Origin of the sequence: Bradyrhizobium sp. STM 3561, from assembly GCF_045571455.1 — a bacterium.
Taxonomy (GTDB): Bacteria; Pseudomonadota; Alphaproteobacteria; order Rhizobiales; family Xanthobacteraceae; genus Bradyrhizobium; species Bradyrhizobium vignae.
In genome coordinates, this window is record NZ_CP120695.1 from 1,517,508 (window position 1) to 1,534,221 (window position 16,714).

Below are 16,714 nucleotides of genomic sequence, written 5' to 3' on the forward strand. Positions count from 1 at the left end.
CCACTGCTTGCCGGTTGACCGGCACCTCGCAACGGTGTGGTATGGCGGGAAAAGAGGGGCGCAAAGCCCTCCACATTGGGAGGACGCTGATGACCGACAAGATCACCGATCCGGTCGCCTTGTGGCAGAAGATGGTTGGCGAGATGGAGAAGGGTTTCAACTCCTTCGCGACCAAGGCGATGGAGACGCCCGAATTCTCGCAAGCCATGAACCGCGCCGGCGGAGTTGCTGCAGGTGCTCAGAAGCAATTCGGCGATCTCATGGAGAAATACCTGCTCTCCATGAACCTGCCGAGCCGCGAGCAGATGACCGGTATCGCGGAGCGGCTCCAGTCGATCGAAGGCCAACTCGGCGAGATCAAGTCGATGTTGAGCCAGATGTCGGCCAACTCGGGTGCGCAGCAGGTCGGCGCCGCTCCGCGACCGCCGCGTACGAAACGTCCGCCGCCCGAAGGCGGAGACCAAAAATGAACGCGCCGGCGGGACTTGATTTCGCTGCGATACCGGAGCGGATCCAATCCGAAGTGCAGCGCGCTATCATGCGGAGCATCAAGGGCGTCGAATATTTCTCGACCTCGGGCCCGTCGCTCGGCTCGACGCCCAAGGACGTGCTGCATTCGCGCGGCACGATGAGCCTTTATCACTACCGTCCGATGTCGGACGAGATCTACCGCGTGCCGGTGCTGATCGTGATGGCGACGACCAACCGCGGCTACATCCTCGATCTCGTGCCCGGTCAGAGCTTCATCGAGTTCCTGCTCAGGCGTGGCTACGACGTCTACATGCTGGACTGGAGCGCGCCGCGGCCGGAGGAGAAGAGCCTGCGCATGGAGGACTATGTCCTCGATTTCATCCCGGACTGCATCCGCCGCGTGCAAGCCGATTCCGGCGAGCAGGACGTTTCCGTCATCGGCTATTGCTTCGGCGGTGTGCTGTCCTTGCTCTACGGCTCGATCCATCAGGACGGGCCGATGAAGAATCTGATCTGCTTCACCACGCCGATCGACTTCCGCGAGATGAAGCTGTTCTCGAATTTCTCCGACCGCCGCTATTTCGACGTCGACCATCTCGTCGACAGCGTCGGCAACGTGCCGCCGGAGATGATCCTGTCCTCGTTCGAGATGCTGCGGCCGGCCTCGCGCACGGTGAGCCAGATCCAGCTCTGGGAGAACATCTGGGACGACGAGTTCGTGAAGTCTTACCGCATGTTCGACCGCTGGGCGACCGATACGCTGCCGCTCGCCGGCGAGTACTTCCGCGCCATCACCAAGGACTTGATGTGGGACAACAAGCTGTTCAACGACACCATGTCGGTGGGCGGTCGTGCCGCGAAGCTCGACAATATCACGGTGCCGATCCTGCATGCGGTCGCCGAGCACGATCACATCGTGCCCTATGACGCCGCCAAGCATCTGATCGCCAAGGTCGGCTCGGCGGACAAGGAAGAGGTGATCCTGAAGGGCGGTCACGTCTCGCTCGTCGCCGGCGCCAACGCGGTGAAGCGGCTGTGGCCGAAATTGGATTCCTGGCTTGGGAAGAGATCGACATGAGTGAGCAGCGTTCCTATCCGCGTCACGTCAAGACCGACGCCGGCGATATCGAGATCCGTCTGATGTCGCCCGCGGACGAAGCCGCGGTACTGGCCTTCGGCAGGGGCCTGCCCACCCACGACCTGCTGTTCCTGCCGCGCAACATCAGCGAGCCCAAGGTGTTGGCCGCTTGGGTCAAGGAGATCGAGCGCGGTGCGATCCAGAGCCTGCTCGCGGTGAGAGAGGGCAGGGTTGTCGGCTGCGGCACGCTGGTGCGCGACCCGCACTCTTGGTCACCCCATGTCGGTGAGATCCGCATGGTGATTTCGCCCGAGGTCCGCGGCAAGGGTGTTGGCAAGGCGCTGTCGCAGGAGACCTTTGCCCTCGCGCTCGGGGCGGGCCTGGAAAAGCTCTCGGTTCAGATGACGGTCGACCAGCAGGCGGCGATTGCCCTGTTCGAGAGCCTCGGGTTCAAGGCGGAGGCACTGCTGCGGGATCATGTCCGGGATGTCGACGGCAAGACCCACGACATCGTCGTGCTCGGCCACAACGTCGCGCAGGTCCAGGCCCAGATGGAGGCCTACGGGCTGCCAGGCGCTGTCCAGCACTGAGAGGGCCGTCCAGCACGAGGCCTCGGGGAAATCCTTGGGAACCCAGCTGGTGAGGGAGGCATCATGATGCCTCAAGTTAAGGCTGTTCACGATTTCGTGATATCGCGCTGCAACATGAATATTGCATCGCACAATTAACTCTGCCATATAAGCCGTGCCCCGGGCCAATGCGGACGGGGTGAGCCCATAGCTCAGACCAATGAGGATGGAGAGAACCCCATGACCACTGAAACCAATACCGCTTTCGAGGGCTTCAAGGACGCTTTCAAGAACATCCAGAACCTGGAAGTTCCCGAGGCCGCCCGCGAATTCGTCAAGAAGACTGCCAACACCGCCAAGGACCGTGCCGCCGAAGTGTTCGCTGGCTCCGAGCGCGTGACCGCCGCCGTCGAGAATGCCGTGACCGAGACCGTCACTGAAGCCGGCAAGATCAGCCGCAACATCCAGCAGGCGATCTATGAGGATGCCGAGGCGTTCTTCTCGGGCATCGACAAGCTCGCGTCCGCCAAGTCGATCAGCGAGGCCGTCGAGATCCAGTCGAGCCTGCTCCGCGCCCGCGGTGAAGTGTTCGTCTCGCGCGCCAAGGCGACCGCCGACTATCTCGGCAAGCTCGCCGCCAACGGTGCGAAGTCCGCTCAGGACAACTTTGCCAAGGTCTACAGCAAGACCGCCTGATCTGGCACTGTGAGTACAAACTGAAATTTGAGGCCCGCTTCGGCGGGCCTTTGTTTTTGTTTTGGTTTGCGTTTCCCGGACGCTGTGCAGCGCGCCCTGGCGATGCGAAGCATCGTCCAGACCGGCGTGGTGCACTGCTGATCGGGGTCCATCGTCTTGCTGGGTCCCGGCTTGCGGCGCATCGCTTCGCGCTGCACCTCGTCCGGGACACGCGGAGATCGGGACGCTAAGTTTGCGTCATGAAGATTCAATCCGCCTTCTCCTTCGACACCCCCGGCGATGCCGAACGCGCGGCCGAGCTGCGCCGCGTGAAAGCGCTGGCGACGCTGGTGCTCGCCTCGACGCTTCTGCTCTTCATCGTCGCGAAATGGCTGCTGCCGGTGCATCCCGTGTTCGGGTTCATCGCGGCCTTCGCGGAGGCCGCCACCATCGGCGGACTCGCAGACTGGTACGCCGTGGTCGCCCTGTTCAAGCGGCCGCTCGGCCTGCCGATCCCGCACACCGCCATCATTCAGAGCAATCAGGCCCGCATTGCCGACAAGCTCGGCGAATTCATCCAGGTGCATTTCCTGGAGGCCGGTCCCGTCGAGGCCAAGCTGAGGGAGATCGATTTCGGCTCCTTCGTTGCCGACTGGCTGCGTGACCGCAAGCGCAGTGACGACCTCGCGCGCTTCGCGCTGCGCCTCCTGCCTGAGGCCGTCTCCGCGACCGAGACCTCGGGGCTGATGACGTTCATCATCCGCCGCCTGTCCTCGCAGCTCCAGGCGATCGACCTTGCGCCACTTGCGGCCGGCACTTTGCGCGGCTTCGTCGCGGAGGGCCGGCACCAGATCCTGTTCGACGATCTCTTGCGCGTGATGCACGAGACGCTGAATCAGAAAGAGATGATGGCGATGATCCGCGAGAAGGTCCGGGCGGAGCTGCCGACGCTGCTGCGGCTCTATCGCGCCGACAAGTTTCTGGTGAACAAGATCGTGGCTTCCGCCACCGCCTTCTTCAATGAGGTGCGCAGCGATCCCAAGCATCCGTTCCGCGGCGAGTTCGACCGCATGGTGCTGAGCTTCGTCGACCGCCTCGGCACCGACCAGGCCTATATCGACCGTATCGCCGGGCTGAAGCGCGATCTGCTCGCGCGTCCCGAGCTTGCCGATCTCGCCCGCACCGTCTGGGCCAACACGCGCGCCTTCATCGAGCGCAGTGCGAGCGGTGAGACGCAGGTGTTGCAGCATCATCTCGCCGGCATGTTCGTCGCCGCGGGCGAGGCGCTCGCCGGCGATGCCGAGCTGCGCGGCGAGATCAACCAGGGCCTGGTGACGGTGCTGCGCAGCTTCGTCGCCGACCAGAAGAGCGGCGTGTCCACCTTCATCTCCGACCAGGTCAAGGCGTGGAACATGTCGCAGCTGATTTCGCTGATCGAAATCAACATCGGCCGCGACCTGCAATACATCCGGTTCAATGGTTCGCTGATCGGTGGGCTCGCCGGGCTTGCGCTTTACTCCCTGGAATTTCTGCTTCGATTGTTGTGACTTTTGCGTCACGGCCGTTAGCATTAACGTGCGGGCCTATTGTCGCCTCGCATCTCTCCCGCTTGAATGTCGGGAACCGGCCGCCTAGCTGATTCATGTTGCGCTGCGGAACGTTCAAGAAGCCGGCGTATTGGAATTCGTGCCCATTTGCCGGCATCGCGGCCGGCGGCTCTCGAGTCTCCCAGGGGAAACATTGATGACCGCAACTGCCCAGACGCTGCGCCCGCCATCCCGCACCCTGATGTTTCTGGAGGGGCGGGCGATCCACGAGTTCGGCGCATTCCTCGGCGCGTTGCCGCTCCTGAGCCTCGCGCCGCGCGGCGACGGACATCCGGTGCTGGTGCTGCCTGGCCTCGTGGCTTCCGATGCGTCGACGCGCGCGCTGCGCGCGTTTCTGGCGAGCAAGGGCTATGCGGTGAGCGGCTGGCGTCAGGGCCGCAATTACGGCCTGCGTCCGGGCGTTCAGCACGCGATGGTGGATCTGGTCCAGGAGCTCAGCGACCAGCACGGCCGCAAGATCAGCCTGGTGGGCTGGAGCCTCGGCGGCCTCTATGCGCGCCAGCTCGCCAAGATGATGCCGGAGCGCGTGCGCCAGGTGATCACGCTCGGCAGCCCCTTCGCGGGCGATCCGCGCTCGACCAACGCTTGGCGCGTCTATGAATGGGCGAGCGGCCGCAAGGCCGACGAGGTCGATCCGCAGTTCGGAGGCGAGCTCGCCGTTTCGCCGCCGGTGCCGACCACCGCCATCTTCAGCCGCACCGATGGCGTCTGCGCCTGGCAGGGCTGCATGGAAAAGACTGGCGCGCAGACAGAGAGCATCGAGGTCGAGAGCAGCCATTGCGGCATGGGCCATCATCCGGCCGTGGTTTATGCGGTCGCCGATCGCCTCGCACAGAAGGAAGGCCAGTGGCGCCCCTTCGACCGCAGCGGCTGGCGCAGCCTCGCCTATCCCGATCCGCACAGATAGCTTCTTCGCCTCTCCCCGCGCACGGCCGGCGCACGGGGAGACGGAGAACCGGCGCGCCTCGCGCGGCATTGTCGCACCCGCACCAAACGCGCTATGCCTCGCGCATGGCGCATCCGCTCTCCCGCATCATCGACCAGCTCAAGCGCGAGCCGTCGCGCACCGGCTCCATCGTCATCACCGTGTTCGGCGATGCCATCGTGCCACGCGGCGGCTCCGTATGGCTCGGTACGCTGCTCGAATTCTTCGAAGGCCTGGACATCGATAGCGGCGTCGTCCGCACGGCGGTGTCGCGCCTCGCGGCCGACGGCTGGCTGACGCGCGAGAAGGTCGGCCGCAACAGTTTTTATCGCTTGGCCGACAAGGGCCGGCAGACGTTTGAAGCGGCCACGCGCCACATCTACGATCCGCCGCCGTCCGACTGGACCGGGCGCTTCGAGCTGCTGCTGATCGGCAATGGCGAGGACCGCGACGCCTCGCGCGAGGCACTACGCAATGCCGGCTTCGGCAGTCCGCTGCCGGGTGTATGGGTCGCACCGTCGGGCGTGCCGGTGCCGGATGAGGCTGGGGGTGCCATCCGTCTCGAAGTCTCGGCGGAGGACGACAGCGGACGTCGCCTGCTGAGCGCGAGCTGGCCGCTCGATCGTACCGCGGATGCCTACCTGAAATTCATGAAGACGTTCGAGCCGCTGCGCGCCCAGATCGCGCGCGGTACGGTTCTTTCCGAGGCCGACGCTTTCACCGCACGGATCCTGCTGATCCACTACTACCGCCGCGTCGTGCTGCGCGACCCGCTGTTGCCCGAAAGCCTGCTACCGCCGGATTGGCCCGGCCGGGCGGCTCGCAAACTCTGCGGCGAGATTTATCGTGCGCTCCTCGTTCCGTCGGAACAATGGCTCGACGGCCATGGAACCAACGAGAGGGGGGCATTACCACCCGCGAGAAAGGCGCTGGAACGGAGGTTCGGCACCTGATCTTTATGTTACAAAAATATCTTGCATGAACTAACTTCTGTTATATATTGTTCCCCAACAAACGGGAGGATGCGCATGTATACTCAGGCGCTGAACACGGCCGAGACCGACGATCGCGGTCTTGAGGACGCCGCCAGGGCTGCGCAGTTCCAGGCACGCATCGATGCCGAGGAGCGCATCGAGCCGAACGACTGGATGCCGGCGGCCTATCGCAAGACGCTGACGCGCCAGATTTCTCAGCACGCGCACTCGGAAATCGTGGGTATGCTGCCCGAGGGCAACTGGATCACCCGCGCGCCGACGCTGCGCCGCAAGGCCGCGCTGCTCGCCAAGGTGCAGGACGAGTGTGGGCACGGGCTCTATCTTTACGCCGCCGCCGAAACGCTCGGCTCCTCGCGTGAAGAGCTGGTCGACGCGATGCTCGCGGGAAAAGCCAAATATTCCTCGATCTTCAACTATCCGACGCTGACCTGGGCGGACATCGGCACGATCGGCTGGCTGGTCGACGGCGCCGCGATCATGAACCAGATTCCGCTGTGCCGCTGTTCCTACGGCCCCTATGCGCGCGCGATGATACGCGTCTGCAAGGAGGAGTCGTTCCACCAGCGCCAGGGCTACGAGATCATGCTGACGCTCTGCCGCGGCTCCGACGAGCAGAGGGCGATGGCGCAGGATGCGCTGAATCGCTGGTGGTGGCCGGTGCTGATGATGTTCGGTCCGCCCGATGCCACGAGCCAGCACAGCGACGCCTCGACGAAATGGAAGATCAAACGCTTCTCCAACGACGAGCTGCGCCAGAAATTCGTCGATGCGACCGTGCCGCAGGCGCAGTATCTCGGCCTCACCATTCCCGACGCCGGCATGACGCAGGATGCCGACGGGCACTGGCGCTACAGCGAGATCGACTGGACCGAATTCAAGCAGGTGCTTGCGGGCAACGGCCCTTGCAACCGCGACCGCATGGCCGCACGCCGCAAGGCGCATGAGGAGGGTGCCTGGGTGCGCGAGGCGGCAGCCAGCTATGCCGCCAAGCGCGCGCAGCGTCAGACCGCGCAAGCCGCGGAGTAGGGAGATCAATATGGCCACGCCGAACACGCCGCTGTGGGAAGTCTTCATTCGCAGCCGCAACGGGCTCGCGCACAAGCATGTCGGCTCGCTCCATGCGAGCGATGCCACCATGGCGCTGCAAGCCGCTCGCGACATCTACACCCGGCGCGGCGAGGGCCTGTCGATCTGGGTCGTGCCCTCGACCGCGATCACCGCGAGCGATCCGGCCGAGAAGGGCATGATGTTTGAGCCGGCGGAGTCCAAGATCTACCGGCATCCGACGTTCTATGAGGTGCCGGAAGAAGTGGGGCACATGTGATGGCAGTCGCCAACATCCAGGTCTCCGAAACGCCACTGGTGCTCTACGCACTGCGCCGCGCCGACGATGCGCTGATCCTCGGCCACAGGCTGTCGGAATGGTGCGGACACGCGCCGATGCTGGAAGAGGACATGGCGCTGTCCAACATTGCGCTCGACCTCATCGGCCAGGCGCGGGAGCTCTACGGCTATGCCGCGAAGGTCGAGGGCAAGGACAACGACGAGGACAAGCTCGCCTATTTGCGCGACGTACGGCAGTATCGGAACCTGCTGCTGGTCGAGCAGCCCAATGGAGACTTTGCCCAAACCCTTGTGCGCCAATTCTTCTATTCCGCCTTCGCCGATCCCTACTGGCGCGCGATGATGAATTCGCGCGATGCAACGCTGGCGGCGATTGCCGCCAAATCGGAAAAGGAGAGCGCCTATCATTTGCGCCATGCCTCGGAATGGATCATCCGGCTCGGCGACGGCACGGCCGAGAGCCACGCCCGCGCGCAAGGAGCAATCGAACACCTCTGGGCCTTCACCGGCGAGATGTTCGCCGTTGACGACGGCGAGCGCAGCCTGATTGACGCCGGCATCGCCGTCGATCCCGCGACCTTGCGCGGTCGCTGGTTGAAGACGCTGTCGGATGTCGCCAATGAGGCCACGCTTGCACTGCCGCAGAACGACTGGATGCAGCAAGGTGGCCGCTCCGGCCGCCACAGTGAGCATCTGGGCCATCTCTTGTCCGAGCTGCAATCAATGCAGCGCACCTTCCCGGGGCTGACATGGTGACGGTGCTCGACAGCGAGCTGCGCCAGCGCGCCTGGGACGCCGTCGCGAGCGTGGTCGATCCCGAAATCCCGGTGTTGACCATCGCCGATCTCGGCGTGCTGCGTGATGTCGTTCTCGACGGTGACCAAGTGGAGGTCGCGATCACGCCGACCTATTCGGGTTGCCCGGCGATGAACATGGTCGCGCTCGAAATCGAGCTTGCGCTGGAGCGCGCCGGCTTCCATCAGCCCAAGGTGCGCACCGTGTTGTCCCCGGCCTGGACCACGGACTGGATGAGCGAGGAAGGCCGCCGCAAGCTGCGCGCCTATGGCATCGCGCCGCCACAAGCCTCGAGCTCACGCCGTGCGCTATTCGGCGAGCAGGCGGTCGCGTGTCCGCAATGCGGCTCCGATAAAACCGAGCTGCTGTCCGAGTTCGGCTCGACCTCCTGCAAGGCGCTGTGGCGCTGCATGTCCTGCCGCGAACCGTTCGATTACTTCAAGTGTCATTGAGGCGCACGATGCCAGTCCCATCGTCATTGCGAGCGCAGCGAAGCAATCCAGACTACCCCTGCGGAAGCAGTCTGGATTTGCTTCGTCGCAAGGGCTCCTCGCAATGGCGGCGGTGACACCAAGCCAGGGTATTTCTGATGCCATCAGCCGCACCGCGCTTCCACCGCCTGACCGTCAACGATCTCCGCCGCGAGGCGTCCGACGCCATCTCGATGACGTTTGCCATTCCCGGCGAGCTCGCCGGCGACTACGCGTTCACGCCCGGCCAGTACCTCACGCTTCGCACCACGCTCGACGGCGAAGAAGTGCGCCGCTCCTATTCCATCTGCTCCGGCCCTGACGACGGCGAGATCCGCATCGCCGTGAAGAAGATCGATGGCGGCGCGTTTTCGAGCTGGGCGGCGGACGAATTGAAGTGCGGCGATGAGCTCGACGTGATGACGCCGACCGGGCGTTTTGGTGTGGTCCCGCCTGCAGATCGCGCGCGCATCCATGTCGGCTTCGCCGCCGGCTCCGGCATCACGCCGATCCTGTCGATCGTGAAGGGCGTGCTCGCACGCGAGCCCGACAGCCGCTTTTTCCTGTTCTACGGCAACCGCACCACCGACAACATCATGTTTCTCGAGGCGCTCGAGGAGCTGAAGGATCGGTTCATCGATCGTCTCTCGATCTTCCACGTCATCTCCGGCGAGGAGCAGGACATTCCGATCCTGCATGGCCGGCTCGATGGCGACAAGGTGAGGGTGCTGCTCCGCTCGCTGGTGTCGGCGGAAAGCGTCGATCATGTCTTCATCTGCGGTCCCCTTGGTATGAGCGAGGAGATCGAGGCGACCTGCCGCGATCTCGGCGTCGCGGATGAGCGCATCCACGTCGAGCGCTTCGTCTCCGAATTCGGCGGCAAGCCGCGGCCGAAGAAGGTGCTTGCGCCAGACGCGCCGCCGAAGGCGATCGCCTCGCTGATCATCGACGGCAAGCGTCGCGACGTGCCGGTCGCCGAGGATGAGGCGATCCTCGATGCCGCGCTGCGCGCCGGTGTCGATCTGCCCTTCGCCTGCAAGGGCGGCATGTGCTCGACCTGCCGCGCCAAGCTGGTCGAGGGCGAGGCGCCGATGGACATCAACTATTCGCTGGAACCGTGGGAGCTCAAGGCCGGCTTCGTCCTGACTTGCCAAGCCAAGCCATCGTCGGAGCGGGTCGTGGTCGATTATGATCATGTCTGATCGGCAGATCAGACCCGATGAATGCAAATGCGTCGCATTATTTGACAGCTGGCGGCAACCAGCAGAACATCATGAGCAAACGTCTGGCCCCGGGAGAAGCGCGTGAACGTCAAAGCCGCCCTGTCGCCTGAGGATATTGCCCGCGCCTGTGCCGAGGCGATGTGGGCCGAGGACGATGCCTCCAAGGGCCTCGGCATGGAGATCGTCGAAATCGGCCCGGGCTTTGCGACGCTCGCCATGACGGTACGGCCGGACATGGTCAATGGCCAGCGCATCGCCCATGGCGGCTTCATCTTCACGCTGGCCGATTCCGCCTTTGCGTTTGCCTGCAACTCGCACAATGAGCGCGTGGTGGCCGCGCAAGGCCAGATCACCTTCATCAAGCCCGGCAGGCTTGGCGACCGACTCGTCGCTAAGGCGCGGGAGATCACCCGCGGCGGCCGCTCCGGCATCTACGACGTGCGTGTCACCGTGGGCGACACCGTTATCGCGGAATTCCGCGGGCATTCGCGTGTCATTCCCGGCACGTGGCTGCCGCAGCAAGACAAATAAAATGAACAAACCAATGTGGGGAAACGAGGATGGCTCTGACGAAACTCAAGGAAGGTGCCAGCACTTATAGTGCCGAGATGGACGCGCAGGAGCGTGCCTCGCGCGACGAGATCATGGCGTTGCAGACGCAGCGACTGGCCTGGTCGCTGAAGCATGCCTACGACAATGTCGCGCATTATCGCAAAGCCTTCGACAAGGCCGGCGTGCATCCGTCCGATTTTCACGAGCTGTCCGATCTCGCAAAATTTCCGTTCACGGTGAAGACGGACCTGCGCGACAACTATCCCTTCAACATGTTCGCCGTACCGCGCGAAAAGCTGGTGCGTGTGCATGCCTCCTCCGGCACCACGGGCAAGCCGATCGTGGTCGGCTATACCCAACGCGACATCGACACCTGGTCCGAGGTGATGGCGCGCTCGATCCGTGCGGCGGGCGGCCGCACCGGCATGGTCATCCACAACGCCTATGGCTACGGCCTCTTCACCGGCGGGTTAGGGGTGCACTACGGCGCGGAAAGGCTCGGCTGCACGGTGGTGCCGATCTCCGGCGGCATGACCGAGCGGCAGGTGCAGCTCATCAACGATTTCAGGCCCGATATCATCACGGTGACGCCGAGCTACATGCTGGCGATTCTCGACGAGTTCAAACGCCAGAAGCTCGATCCCCGCCAGTGCTCGCTCAAGATCGGCATCTTTGGCGCCGAGCCCTGGACCAACGCGATGCGCGCCGAGATCGAGGATGCCTTCGACATGGATGCGACCGACATCTACGGCCTCTCAGAGGTGATCGGCCCCGGCGTCGCACAGGAGTGCATCGAGACCAAGGACGGCCTGCACATCTGGGAGGATCATTTCTATCCCGAAGTGATCGATCCCCAGACCGGTGCGGTGCTGCCGGACGGCGAGAAGGGCGAGCTCGTGTTCACCTCGCTCACCAAGGAAGCCTTTCCTGTGATCCGCTATCGCACGCGCGATCTGACGCGGCTGCTACCGGGGACAGCGCGGCCGGGCATGCGGCGGATGGAGAAGGTGACGGGCCGCTCGGACGACATGATCATCCTGCGCGGCGTCAACCTGTTCCCGACCCAGATCGAGGAAGTGCTGCTCGCGACCGACTGGTGCTGCGGCCACTTCATCCTCGAGCTCACCCGAGAAGGCCGCATGGACGAGCTCACCATCATCGCCGAGGCGCGGCCCGAAAGCTGGGACGGAAGGGGTCTCGTCGATCAAGCGGATCGGATCTCGACCCATATCAAGAACACCATCGGCATCAGTTCGAGGGTTCAGGTGGTCGCGCCGGCCACGCTGGAGCGCTCGCTGGGCAAGGCCAAACGGCTCTACGACAAGCGGCCCAAGGACTGACGGATTGACTTGACCGGCGCCAGAGGCGACAAGGCCCGCGAGAAATCGCGGGTCTTTTCATGTCACCAGCCGATGCCAGGACGGTCGAAGCGCGCTGCGTGCGCCTCAACGCCAAAGCTGAAAGCGCCGCTGTGCTTGCCCCTGTGGTCGAGCGTCAGACGCTTGCGCGCGGGCCGAACGATCTTCTGGTCGAGGTGAAGGCCGCTGCGGTCAATCCGTCCGACGTCAAGGCTGCGACCGGGCTGATGCCCTATGCCGTGTTCCCCCGGACCCCCGGCCGTGACTATGCCGGCGTGGTGATCGACGGGCCCGCCGGGACGATCGGCCGCGAGGTGTTCGGCTCTTCCGGCGATCTCGGCATCCGCCGCGACGGCACCCACGCCAGCCATCTCGTGGTCGAGGCCGATGCGGTCGTGGAGAAACCCAGGGCGGTGTCGTGGGAAGAGGCCGCCGGCGTCGGCGTGCCCTTCGTCACCGCGATGGAAGGTTTTCGCCGCGCAGGTGTGCCGAAGAGCGGCGAGACCGTGCTGGTGTTCGGCGTCAACGGCAAGGTCGGCCAGGCCGCGGTGCAGATCGCGACCTGGCAGGGCGCGCGCGTCATCGGAGTGGTGCGCAAGGCGGAACCCTATGAAGGTCACGCCCGTGCGCCCATCGAGGTGATTGACGCCTCCGCCTCCGACGTCGCCGCGCGCGTGCGCGAATCGACCGGCGGCAAGGGCGCCGACATCGTCTTCAATACGGTCGGCGATCCCTATTTCCAAGCGGCGCACAAGTCACTCGCCTTGCGCGGCCGCCAGATCCTGATCGCCGCGATCGACCGCATCGTGCAGTTCAACATCCTCGAATTCTACCGGGGACAGCACACTTATGTCGGCATCGACACGCTCGGCCTGTCCTCCGCCGCCACGGGCGCGGTGCTGCGCGACCTCGGGCCCGGCTTTGCGAGCGGCCATCTGAAACCGTTCCCGATCAAGACGAATGCGGTCTATCCACTGGAGCGCGCGAAAGAAGCGTATGTTGCGGTCGCCGGCTCGTCGCGAGATCGCGTGATCCTGAAGCCATAACACACCGTCATTGCGAGCGTACCGAAGCAAATCCAGAAATGCACCCGCGGAGACAGGCTGGATTGCTTCGCTGCGCTCGCAACGACGGAGAACGTCGAGAGATCTGAGAACAATCGATGGAAGCTGCCCAGCTCGTCATCCTCGCCGGCCTCCTCATCGGCCTCGTCTACGGTGTCGCCGGCCTGCTCAGCGGCTTCTGCCTGATGAGCAGTATGCGCGGCTTTCTGACGGATGGCGACGGGCGGCTGGTGCGGACCTACGCGCTGGCGATCGCTGTCGCGATCGTCGCGAGCCAGTTCCTCGCCGGCAACGGCTTGGTCGATCTCGGTAAGTCGATCTATTTGCAGCAATCCTTTTCCGCCCCAGTGCTCTTCCTTGGTGGCCTGCTGTTCGGCTACGGCATGGTGCTGTCGAATGGCTGCGGCTCGCGGGCCCTGGTGCTGCTCGGCCGCGGCAATCTCCGCTCCTTCGTCGTCGTGATCGTTCTTGCGATTGCCGCGCAGATGACGCTCAAAGGCCTGATCGCGCCGGCGCGTATCGCGCTGGTCCAGGCTTCGCAAATGACGGTCAGCGCAAATTCGCTGCCGTCCTTGCTGAGGATGATCGGTGTCACGGAATCGCTGTCGCGCGCGCTTGCCGCCGCCGCGACCGTCATCGCGCTCGTCCTGTTCGCCTTCGCGCACCCGGCGTTCCGCCGTTCGCCGGGGCAGATCGCGGCAGGTGTCATTGTGGGCCTGCTCGTTGCCGCCGGCTGGTACGTCACCGGCTATCTCGGCGCCGACGACTTCAATCCGGTCCCAGTGACCTCGCTCACCTTCGTCGCGCCGATCGCTGATAGCCTGCAATACGCCATGCTCTCGACCGGGCTGACGCCGAACTTTGGCGTTGCGACGGTTGCCGGCGTCTTCGCCGGTAGTCTGGTGACGGCGCTCGCTACCGGCCGCTTCAAGCTCGAAGGCTACTCCTCACCACGCCACATGCTGCGCTCGGGCACCGGGGCTGCGCTGATGGGGATCGGCGGCGTGATGGCGTTCGGCTGCTCGATCGGTCAGGGGCTCACGGGCGTCTCGACGCTCGCTCTTGGCTCCTTCGTCGCGGTTGCCGGCATCCTGCTCGGCACCGCGGCGGGCCTGCGCGGAAGCTTGCGCGTTCAGCCGCTCGCAGTGGCCTGACTGCGCAACAACCGATCGCCTAGCGTCGCAAGACCGATGCCGGTGACGATCAGTCCGGCCGCGACCGCAAGGCTCGCGTCGATCGGCTCACTCAGGAGGATCGCGGCGCTGGCGATGCCGACCAGCGGCGTTCCTGTGGTGCCCAGCGCCGTCGTCAGCGCCGAGATGCTCTTGTTGACCATTGACATCGCCCAATAGGCCAGCGCCGTCCCGATCAGGCCGGAATACAGGAACAGCAGGGCGAGCCTCCACGACCATTCCACGTGCGGCAGGCCGTCCGTGACCAGCGCCGATCCTGTCAGCACGATCGTCGCGACCAGCACCTGCCAGATCAGGAGCTGGAGCGGCGACGCGATCCAGCGGTGCGCGCGGATATAGATGATGTTGGCGGCCCACGAGATCGCGGCCAGGATGACCATGCCGGCGCCGAGCACGACGTTCGCATTGGCCCAGTCAATGGACGTAGGGTTCAGGATCACGGCAAGGCCGATCAGCCCGAGCAGGGCGCCGGCGAGCTTTGGCGCGGTCAGCGTATCCTTCCCCAGTAGCGGCGCGGCGATCGCGACCCAAAGCGGCGTGGTGTAACCGAGCACGATGGCCTTGCTCGCGGGCAGGAAGCGCACACCAGCCGCAACCAGGACCGAGAACAGCGTCATGTGCAACAGCGCCACGCTCAAGACGACAGGAATGTCGCGCCGCTCCGGGATGACCAGATTGTTGCTGAGGCCAAGGATCACGAACAATCCAGCCAGCGCGATCCAGCTCCGGATCGCCGACGTCCATAGGGGTGGAAGGAATTGGACGAGCTGCTTCGTCACCGACCAGTTCACGCCCCAGGCCAGCACGACGATGAGGAACAGGCCGACGGCGGCGCGAGGCGACAGCGAATTCATCTGGAGGTCCTTGAAGCAACCCGGCTCGGCGCATAGCATCTCATCTGGCACTTGAAAAAGGACCAGATGGGAGAAAAACAAGGTGCCAGTTTCGGAAGAAGTGATCCCGGCTCTGATCGACTTGAAACGGTCGGACGACGAGGGGCTGATGGCGCAGCTGACGAGCCAGCTTAGAGAGCTGATCGCGAGCGGCCGCCTCGGTAAAGGCCGCATGCTGCCATCCAGCCGTCGGCTCGCGCGCGATCTCGGCGTCTCCCGGAACACCGTCACTTATGCGTTCGAGCAGCTTGCTGCCGAAGGATATGTCGAGGCCTCGCACGGCCGCCGTCCGGTGGTCGCGTTCGACGGCCACGAGCATATCGAACGGACCGGCACCGCTACGTCGAGCGTACGTTCTGCCAGGCCGCGGCTCTCCCCCTGGGCTTCGGGGCTGAAGCAGACCGACTGGCCGATGTCCTATCAGGCGCAGCTGAAGCCGTTGCGTCCGGGGCACGCCGATTTCAGGGAGTTTCCGAACGAGGTCTGGGCGCGCTGTCTGCGCCGCAGTGCCGTAGGTGCGGCCAAGCGCGGGCTCGGATCAGTGAATCGAACACGCCTGTGCGAGGCGCTGGCGCATTATCTCGTCACCAGCAGAGGCGTTCGCGCCACGGCGGAGCAGATCATGATCCTGCCGAGCGCGCAGGCCGCACTAACCTTGATCGCGGCAGCGCTGATTTCGCCCGGCGACGACGTCTGGGTCGAGGATCCCGGTTATCCCGGTGCCGCGGCCGCCTTCCGGGCCTCCGGCGCGCGCGTCACCGGTATCGGTCTGGACGAGCAGGGCATGCAACCGATGCGGGGCCGTGCGGCGCCAAAGCTGATCTTCATGACACCCTCGCATCAGCATCCGACCGGGCGGCTGATGTCGCTGGCGCGCCGTACCGAATTTCTCGGCCTGAGCAGGCCCGGCAAGACCTGGATTGTCGAGGACGATTACGACGGCGAATTCCATTATGACAGCCGGCCGGTGCCGGCCTTGCAAGGGCTCGATGCCCACGGTCGCGTGTTCTATGTCGGCACCTTCTCGAAGGTGATGACGTCGGATATCCGGCTCGGCTATCTCGTCGCGCCCCCGGCGTTGGTCAGCACGCTGGAGATCGCGCAGCGGCACATCGGGCTGATCGCGTCCAGCCACATTCAGGAGGCGCTGGCCGAATTCATCGCGGACGGCCATTTCCTCGCGCATTTGCGCCGGATGCGCCGGCTCTATCGCGCGCGCCGCGATCACCTTGTCGAGGAACTGGAGCGACAGCTGGGCGGGATGCTCTCGGTCGAAGTGCCTCCTGGCGGCATCCAGCTCATTGCCCGTCTCCAGCGCGGTCGCACTGATCGGGCGGCGGTAAAGCGGTTGGTCGCGGCGGGCGTCGAAACGCGCGCATTGTCCAGCCTGGCGCTCGGTCAGCCGCGCGATCACGGCCTGCTGCTCGGCTTCGCGGCCTGGCGCGAAAGCGAGATCAGCGCGGCCGTGCGGACGATGGCGTCGTGCTTGTAGCGATGGCGTG

The 16,714-nt window shown here is 64.6% G+C and carries 18 protein-coding genes; 17 read left to right on the plus strand and 1 reads right to left on the minus strand.

All coding sequences use genetic code 11. The features are described 5' to 3' along the window. The first annotated feature begins 89 nt into the window (after positions 1 to 89). From P6U28_RS06865 to P6U28_RS06940, 16 genes are all read left to right on the plus strand, one after another. Complete coding sequence (locus tag P6U28_RS06865) at positions 90 to 470, plus strand: hypothetical protein (RefSeq protein ID WP_122404310.1); 381 nt, start codon at positions 90 to 92, stop codon at positions 468 to 470. Further along, positions 467 to 1,549, plus strand: a complete 1,083-nt coding sequence (locus P6U28_RS06870; protein WP_407121984.1) for an alpha/beta fold hydrolase — start codon at positions 467 to 469, stop codon at positions 1,547 to 1,549. The genes P6U28_RS06865 and P6U28_RS06870 overlap by 4 nt, the downstream gene beginning before the upstream one ends. Then, a complete protein-coding gene (locus tag P6U28_RS06875) occupies positions 1,546 to 2,139 on the plus strand; it encodes a GNAT family N-acetyltransferase (protein WP_162500373.1) in 594 nt (197 codons plus the stop codon). The genes P6U28_RS06870 and P6U28_RS06875 overlap by 4 nt, the downstream gene beginning before the upstream one ends. 219 nt (positions 2,140 to 2,358) lie before the next feature. Continuing rightward, complete coding sequence (locus tag P6U28_RS06880) at positions 2,359 to 2,814, plus strand: phasin (protein WP_407121985.1); 456 nt, start codon at positions 2,359 to 2,361, stop codon at positions 2,812 to 2,814. A gap of 239 nt (positions 2,815 to 3,053) precedes the next feature. Next, on the plus strand, positions 3,054 to 4,340 hold the full coding sequence (locus P6U28_RS06885; RefSeq protein ID WP_209295558.1) for a DUF445 domain-containing protein: 1,287 nt from the start codon (positions 3,054 to 3,056) through the stop codon (positions 4,338 to 4,340). 196 nt (positions 4,341 to 4,536) lie between these two features. Continuing rightward, the gene (locus P6U28_RS06890; RefSeq protein ID WP_407121986.1) at positions 4,537 to 5,307 is read left to right on the plus strand and encodes an esterase/lipase family protein; all 771 of its coding nucleotides are present in this window, start codon (positions 4,537 to 4,539) and stop codon (positions 5,305 to 5,307) included. Between the two features lie 104 nt (positions 5,308 to 5,411). After that, positions 5,412 to 6,278 (plus strand): phenylacetic acid degradation operon negative regulatory protein PaaX, encoded by an 867-nt coding sequence (paaX, locus tag P6U28_RS06895; protein ID WP_122404304.1) that lies wholly within the window; start codon positions 5,412 to 5,414, stop codon positions 6,276 to 6,278. A 75-nt stretch (positions 6,279 to 6,353) separates the two neighbouring features. Then, on the plus strand, positions 6,354 to 7,346 hold the full coding sequence (paaA, locus tag P6U28_RS06900) for a 1,2-phenylacetyl-CoA epoxidase subunit PaaA (RefSeq protein ID WP_164936897.1): 993 nt from the start codon (positions 6,354 to 6,356) through the stop codon (positions 7,344 to 7,346). A gap of 10 nt (positions 7,347 to 7,356) precedes the next feature. Next, entirely contained in the window at positions 7,357 to 7,644 is a 288-nt protein-coding gene (paaB, locus tag P6U28_RS06905) for a 1,2-phenylacetyl-CoA epoxidase subunit PaaB (RefSeq protein WP_008136594.1), read from the plus strand. Further along, on the plus strand, positions 7,644 to 8,420 hold the full coding sequence (paaC, locus tag P6U28_RS06910; RefSeq protein WP_162500371.1) for a 1,2-phenylacetyl-CoA epoxidase subunit PaaC: 777 nt from the start codon (positions 7,644 to 7,646) through the stop codon (positions 8,418 to 8,420). The genes paaB and paaC overlap by 1 nt, the downstream gene beginning before the upstream one ends. Next, positions 8,414 to 8,911 (plus strand): 1,2-phenylacetyl-CoA epoxidase subunit PaaD, encoded by a 498-nt coding sequence (gene paaD / locus P6U28_RS06915; protein WP_122404301.1) that lies wholly within the window; start codon positions 8,414 to 8,416, stop codon positions 8,909 to 8,911. The genes paaC and paaD overlap by 7 nt, the downstream gene beginning before the upstream one ends. Before the next feature lie 137 nt (positions 8,912 to 9,048). Next, positions 9,049 to 10,131 (plus strand): 1,2-phenylacetyl-CoA epoxidase subunit PaaE, encoded by a 1,083-nt coding sequence (gene paaE / locus P6U28_RS06920; RefSeq protein ID WP_122404300.1) that lies wholly within the window; start codon positions 9,049 to 9,051, stop codon positions 10,129 to 10,131. Positions 10,132 to 10,233: 102 nt separating this feature from the next. Next, positions 10,234 to 10,683 (plus strand): hydroxyphenylacetyl-CoA thioesterase PaaI, encoded by a 450-nt coding sequence (paaI, locus tag P6U28_RS06925; RefSeq protein WP_122404299.1) that lies wholly within the window; start codon positions 10,234 to 10,236, stop codon positions 10,681 to 10,683. Between the two features lie 29 nt (positions 10,684 to 10,712). Then, on the plus strand, positions 10,713 to 12,044 hold the full coding sequence (paaK, locus tag P6U28_RS06930; RefSeq protein ID WP_122404298.1) for a phenylacetate--CoA ligase PaaK: 1,332 nt from the start codon (positions 10,713 to 10,715) through the stop codon (positions 12,042 to 12,044). A 59-nt stretch (positions 12,045 to 12,103) separates the two neighbouring features. Then, positions 12,104 to 13,108: a zinc-binding alcohol dehydrogenase family protein gene (locus tag P6U28_RS06935; protein ID WP_122404297.1), complete on the plus strand. Its 1,005-nt coding sequence runs from the start codon at positions 12,104 to 12,106 to the stop codon at positions 13,106 to 13,108. Positions 13,109 to 13,224: 116 nt separating this feature from the next. After that, entirely contained in the window at positions 13,225 to 14,280 is a 1,056-nt protein-coding gene (locus tag P6U28_RS06940) for a YeeE/YedE family protein (RefSeq protein ID WP_122404296.1), read from the plus strand. Here P6U28_RS06940 and P6U28_RS06945 read toward each other — a convergent pair. Then, the gene (locus tag P6U28_RS06945; RefSeq protein ID WP_122406763.1) at positions 14,259 to 15,173 is read right to left on the minus strand and encodes a DMT family transporter; all 915 of its coding nucleotides are present in this window, start codon (positions 15,171 to 15,173) and stop codon (positions 14,259 to 14,261) included. The two genes, P6U28_RS06940 and P6U28_RS06945, sit on opposite strands and share 22 nt — an antisense overlap. A gap of 82 nt (positions 15,174 to 15,255) precedes the next feature. Between P6U28_RS06945 and P6U28_RS06950 the strand changes: the two genes are divergently transcribed. Then, positions 15,256 to 16,704, plus strand: a complete 1,449-nt coding sequence (locus P6U28_RS06950; protein WP_407121987.1) for a PLP-dependent aminotransferase family protein — start codon at positions 15,256 to 15,258, stop codon at positions 16,702 to 16,704. Positions 16,705 to 16,714 lie beyond the last annotated feature (10 nt).

Bases quoted from the DNA above. Each gene is read 5' to 3' on its own strand.
- P6U28_RS06875 (WP_162500373.1), top strand. From the start codon at position 1,546: ATGAGTGAGCAGCGTTCCTATCCGCGTCACGTCAAGACCGACGCCGGC.
- P6U28_RS06945 (WP_122406763.1), bottom strand. From the start codon at position 15,173: ATGAATTCGCTGTCGCCTCGCGCCGCCGTCGGCCTGTTCCTCATCGTC.
- paaC (WP_162500371.1), top strand. From the start codon at position 7,644: ATGGCAGTCGCCAACATCCAGGTCTCCGAAACGCCACTGGTGCTCTAC.
- P6U28_RS06885 (WP_209295558.1), top strand. From the start codon at position 3,054: ATGAAGATTCAATCCGCCTTCTCCTTCGACACCCCCGGCGATGCCGAA.
- P6U28_RS06935 (WP_122404297.1), top strand. From the start codon at position 12,104: ATGTCACCAGCCGATGCCAGGACGGTCGAAGCGCGCTGCGTGCGCCTC.
- paaB (WP_008136594.1), top strand. From the start codon at position 7,357: ATGGCCACGCCGAACACGCCGCTGTGGGAAGTCTTCATTCGCAGCCGC.
- paaE (WP_122404300.1), top strand. From the start codon at position 9,049: ATGCCATCAGCCGCACCGCGCTTCCACCGCCTGACCGTCAACGATCTC.
- paaK (WP_122404298.1), top strand. From the start codon at position 10,713: ATGGCTCTGACGAAACTCAAGGAAGGTGCCAGCACTTATAGTGCCGAG.
- P6U28_RS06890 (WP_407121986.1), top strand. From the start codon at position 4,537: ATGACCGCAACTGCCCAGACGCTGCGCCCGCCATCCCGCACCCTGATG.
- P6U28_RS06880 (WP_407121985.1), top strand. From the start codon at position 2,359: ATGACCACTGAAACCAATACCGCTTTCGAGGGCTTCAAGGACGCTTTC.
- paaD (WP_122404301.1), top strand. From the start codon at position 8,414: ATGGTGACGGTGCTCGACAGCGAGCTGCGCCAGCGCGCCTGGGACGCC.
- P6U28_RS06870 (WP_407121984.1), top strand. From the start codon at position 467: ATGAACGCGCCGGCGGGACTTGATTTCGCTGCGATACCGGAGCGGATC.
- P6U28_RS06865 (WP_122404310.1), top strand. From the start codon at position 90: ATGACCGACAAGATCACCGATCCGGTCGCCTTGTGGCAGAAGATGGTT.
- paaX (WP_122404304.1), top strand. From the start codon at position 5,412: ATGGCGCATCCGCTCTCCCGCATCATCGACCAGCTCAAGCGCGAGCCG.
- P6U28_RS06940 (WP_122404296.1), top strand. From the start codon at position 13,225: ATGGAAGCTGCCCAGCTCGTCATCCTCGCCGGCCTCCTCATCGGCCTC.
- paaA (WP_164936897.1), top strand. From the start codon at position 6,354: ATGTATACTCAGGCGCTGAACACGGCCGAGACCGACGATCGCGGTCTT.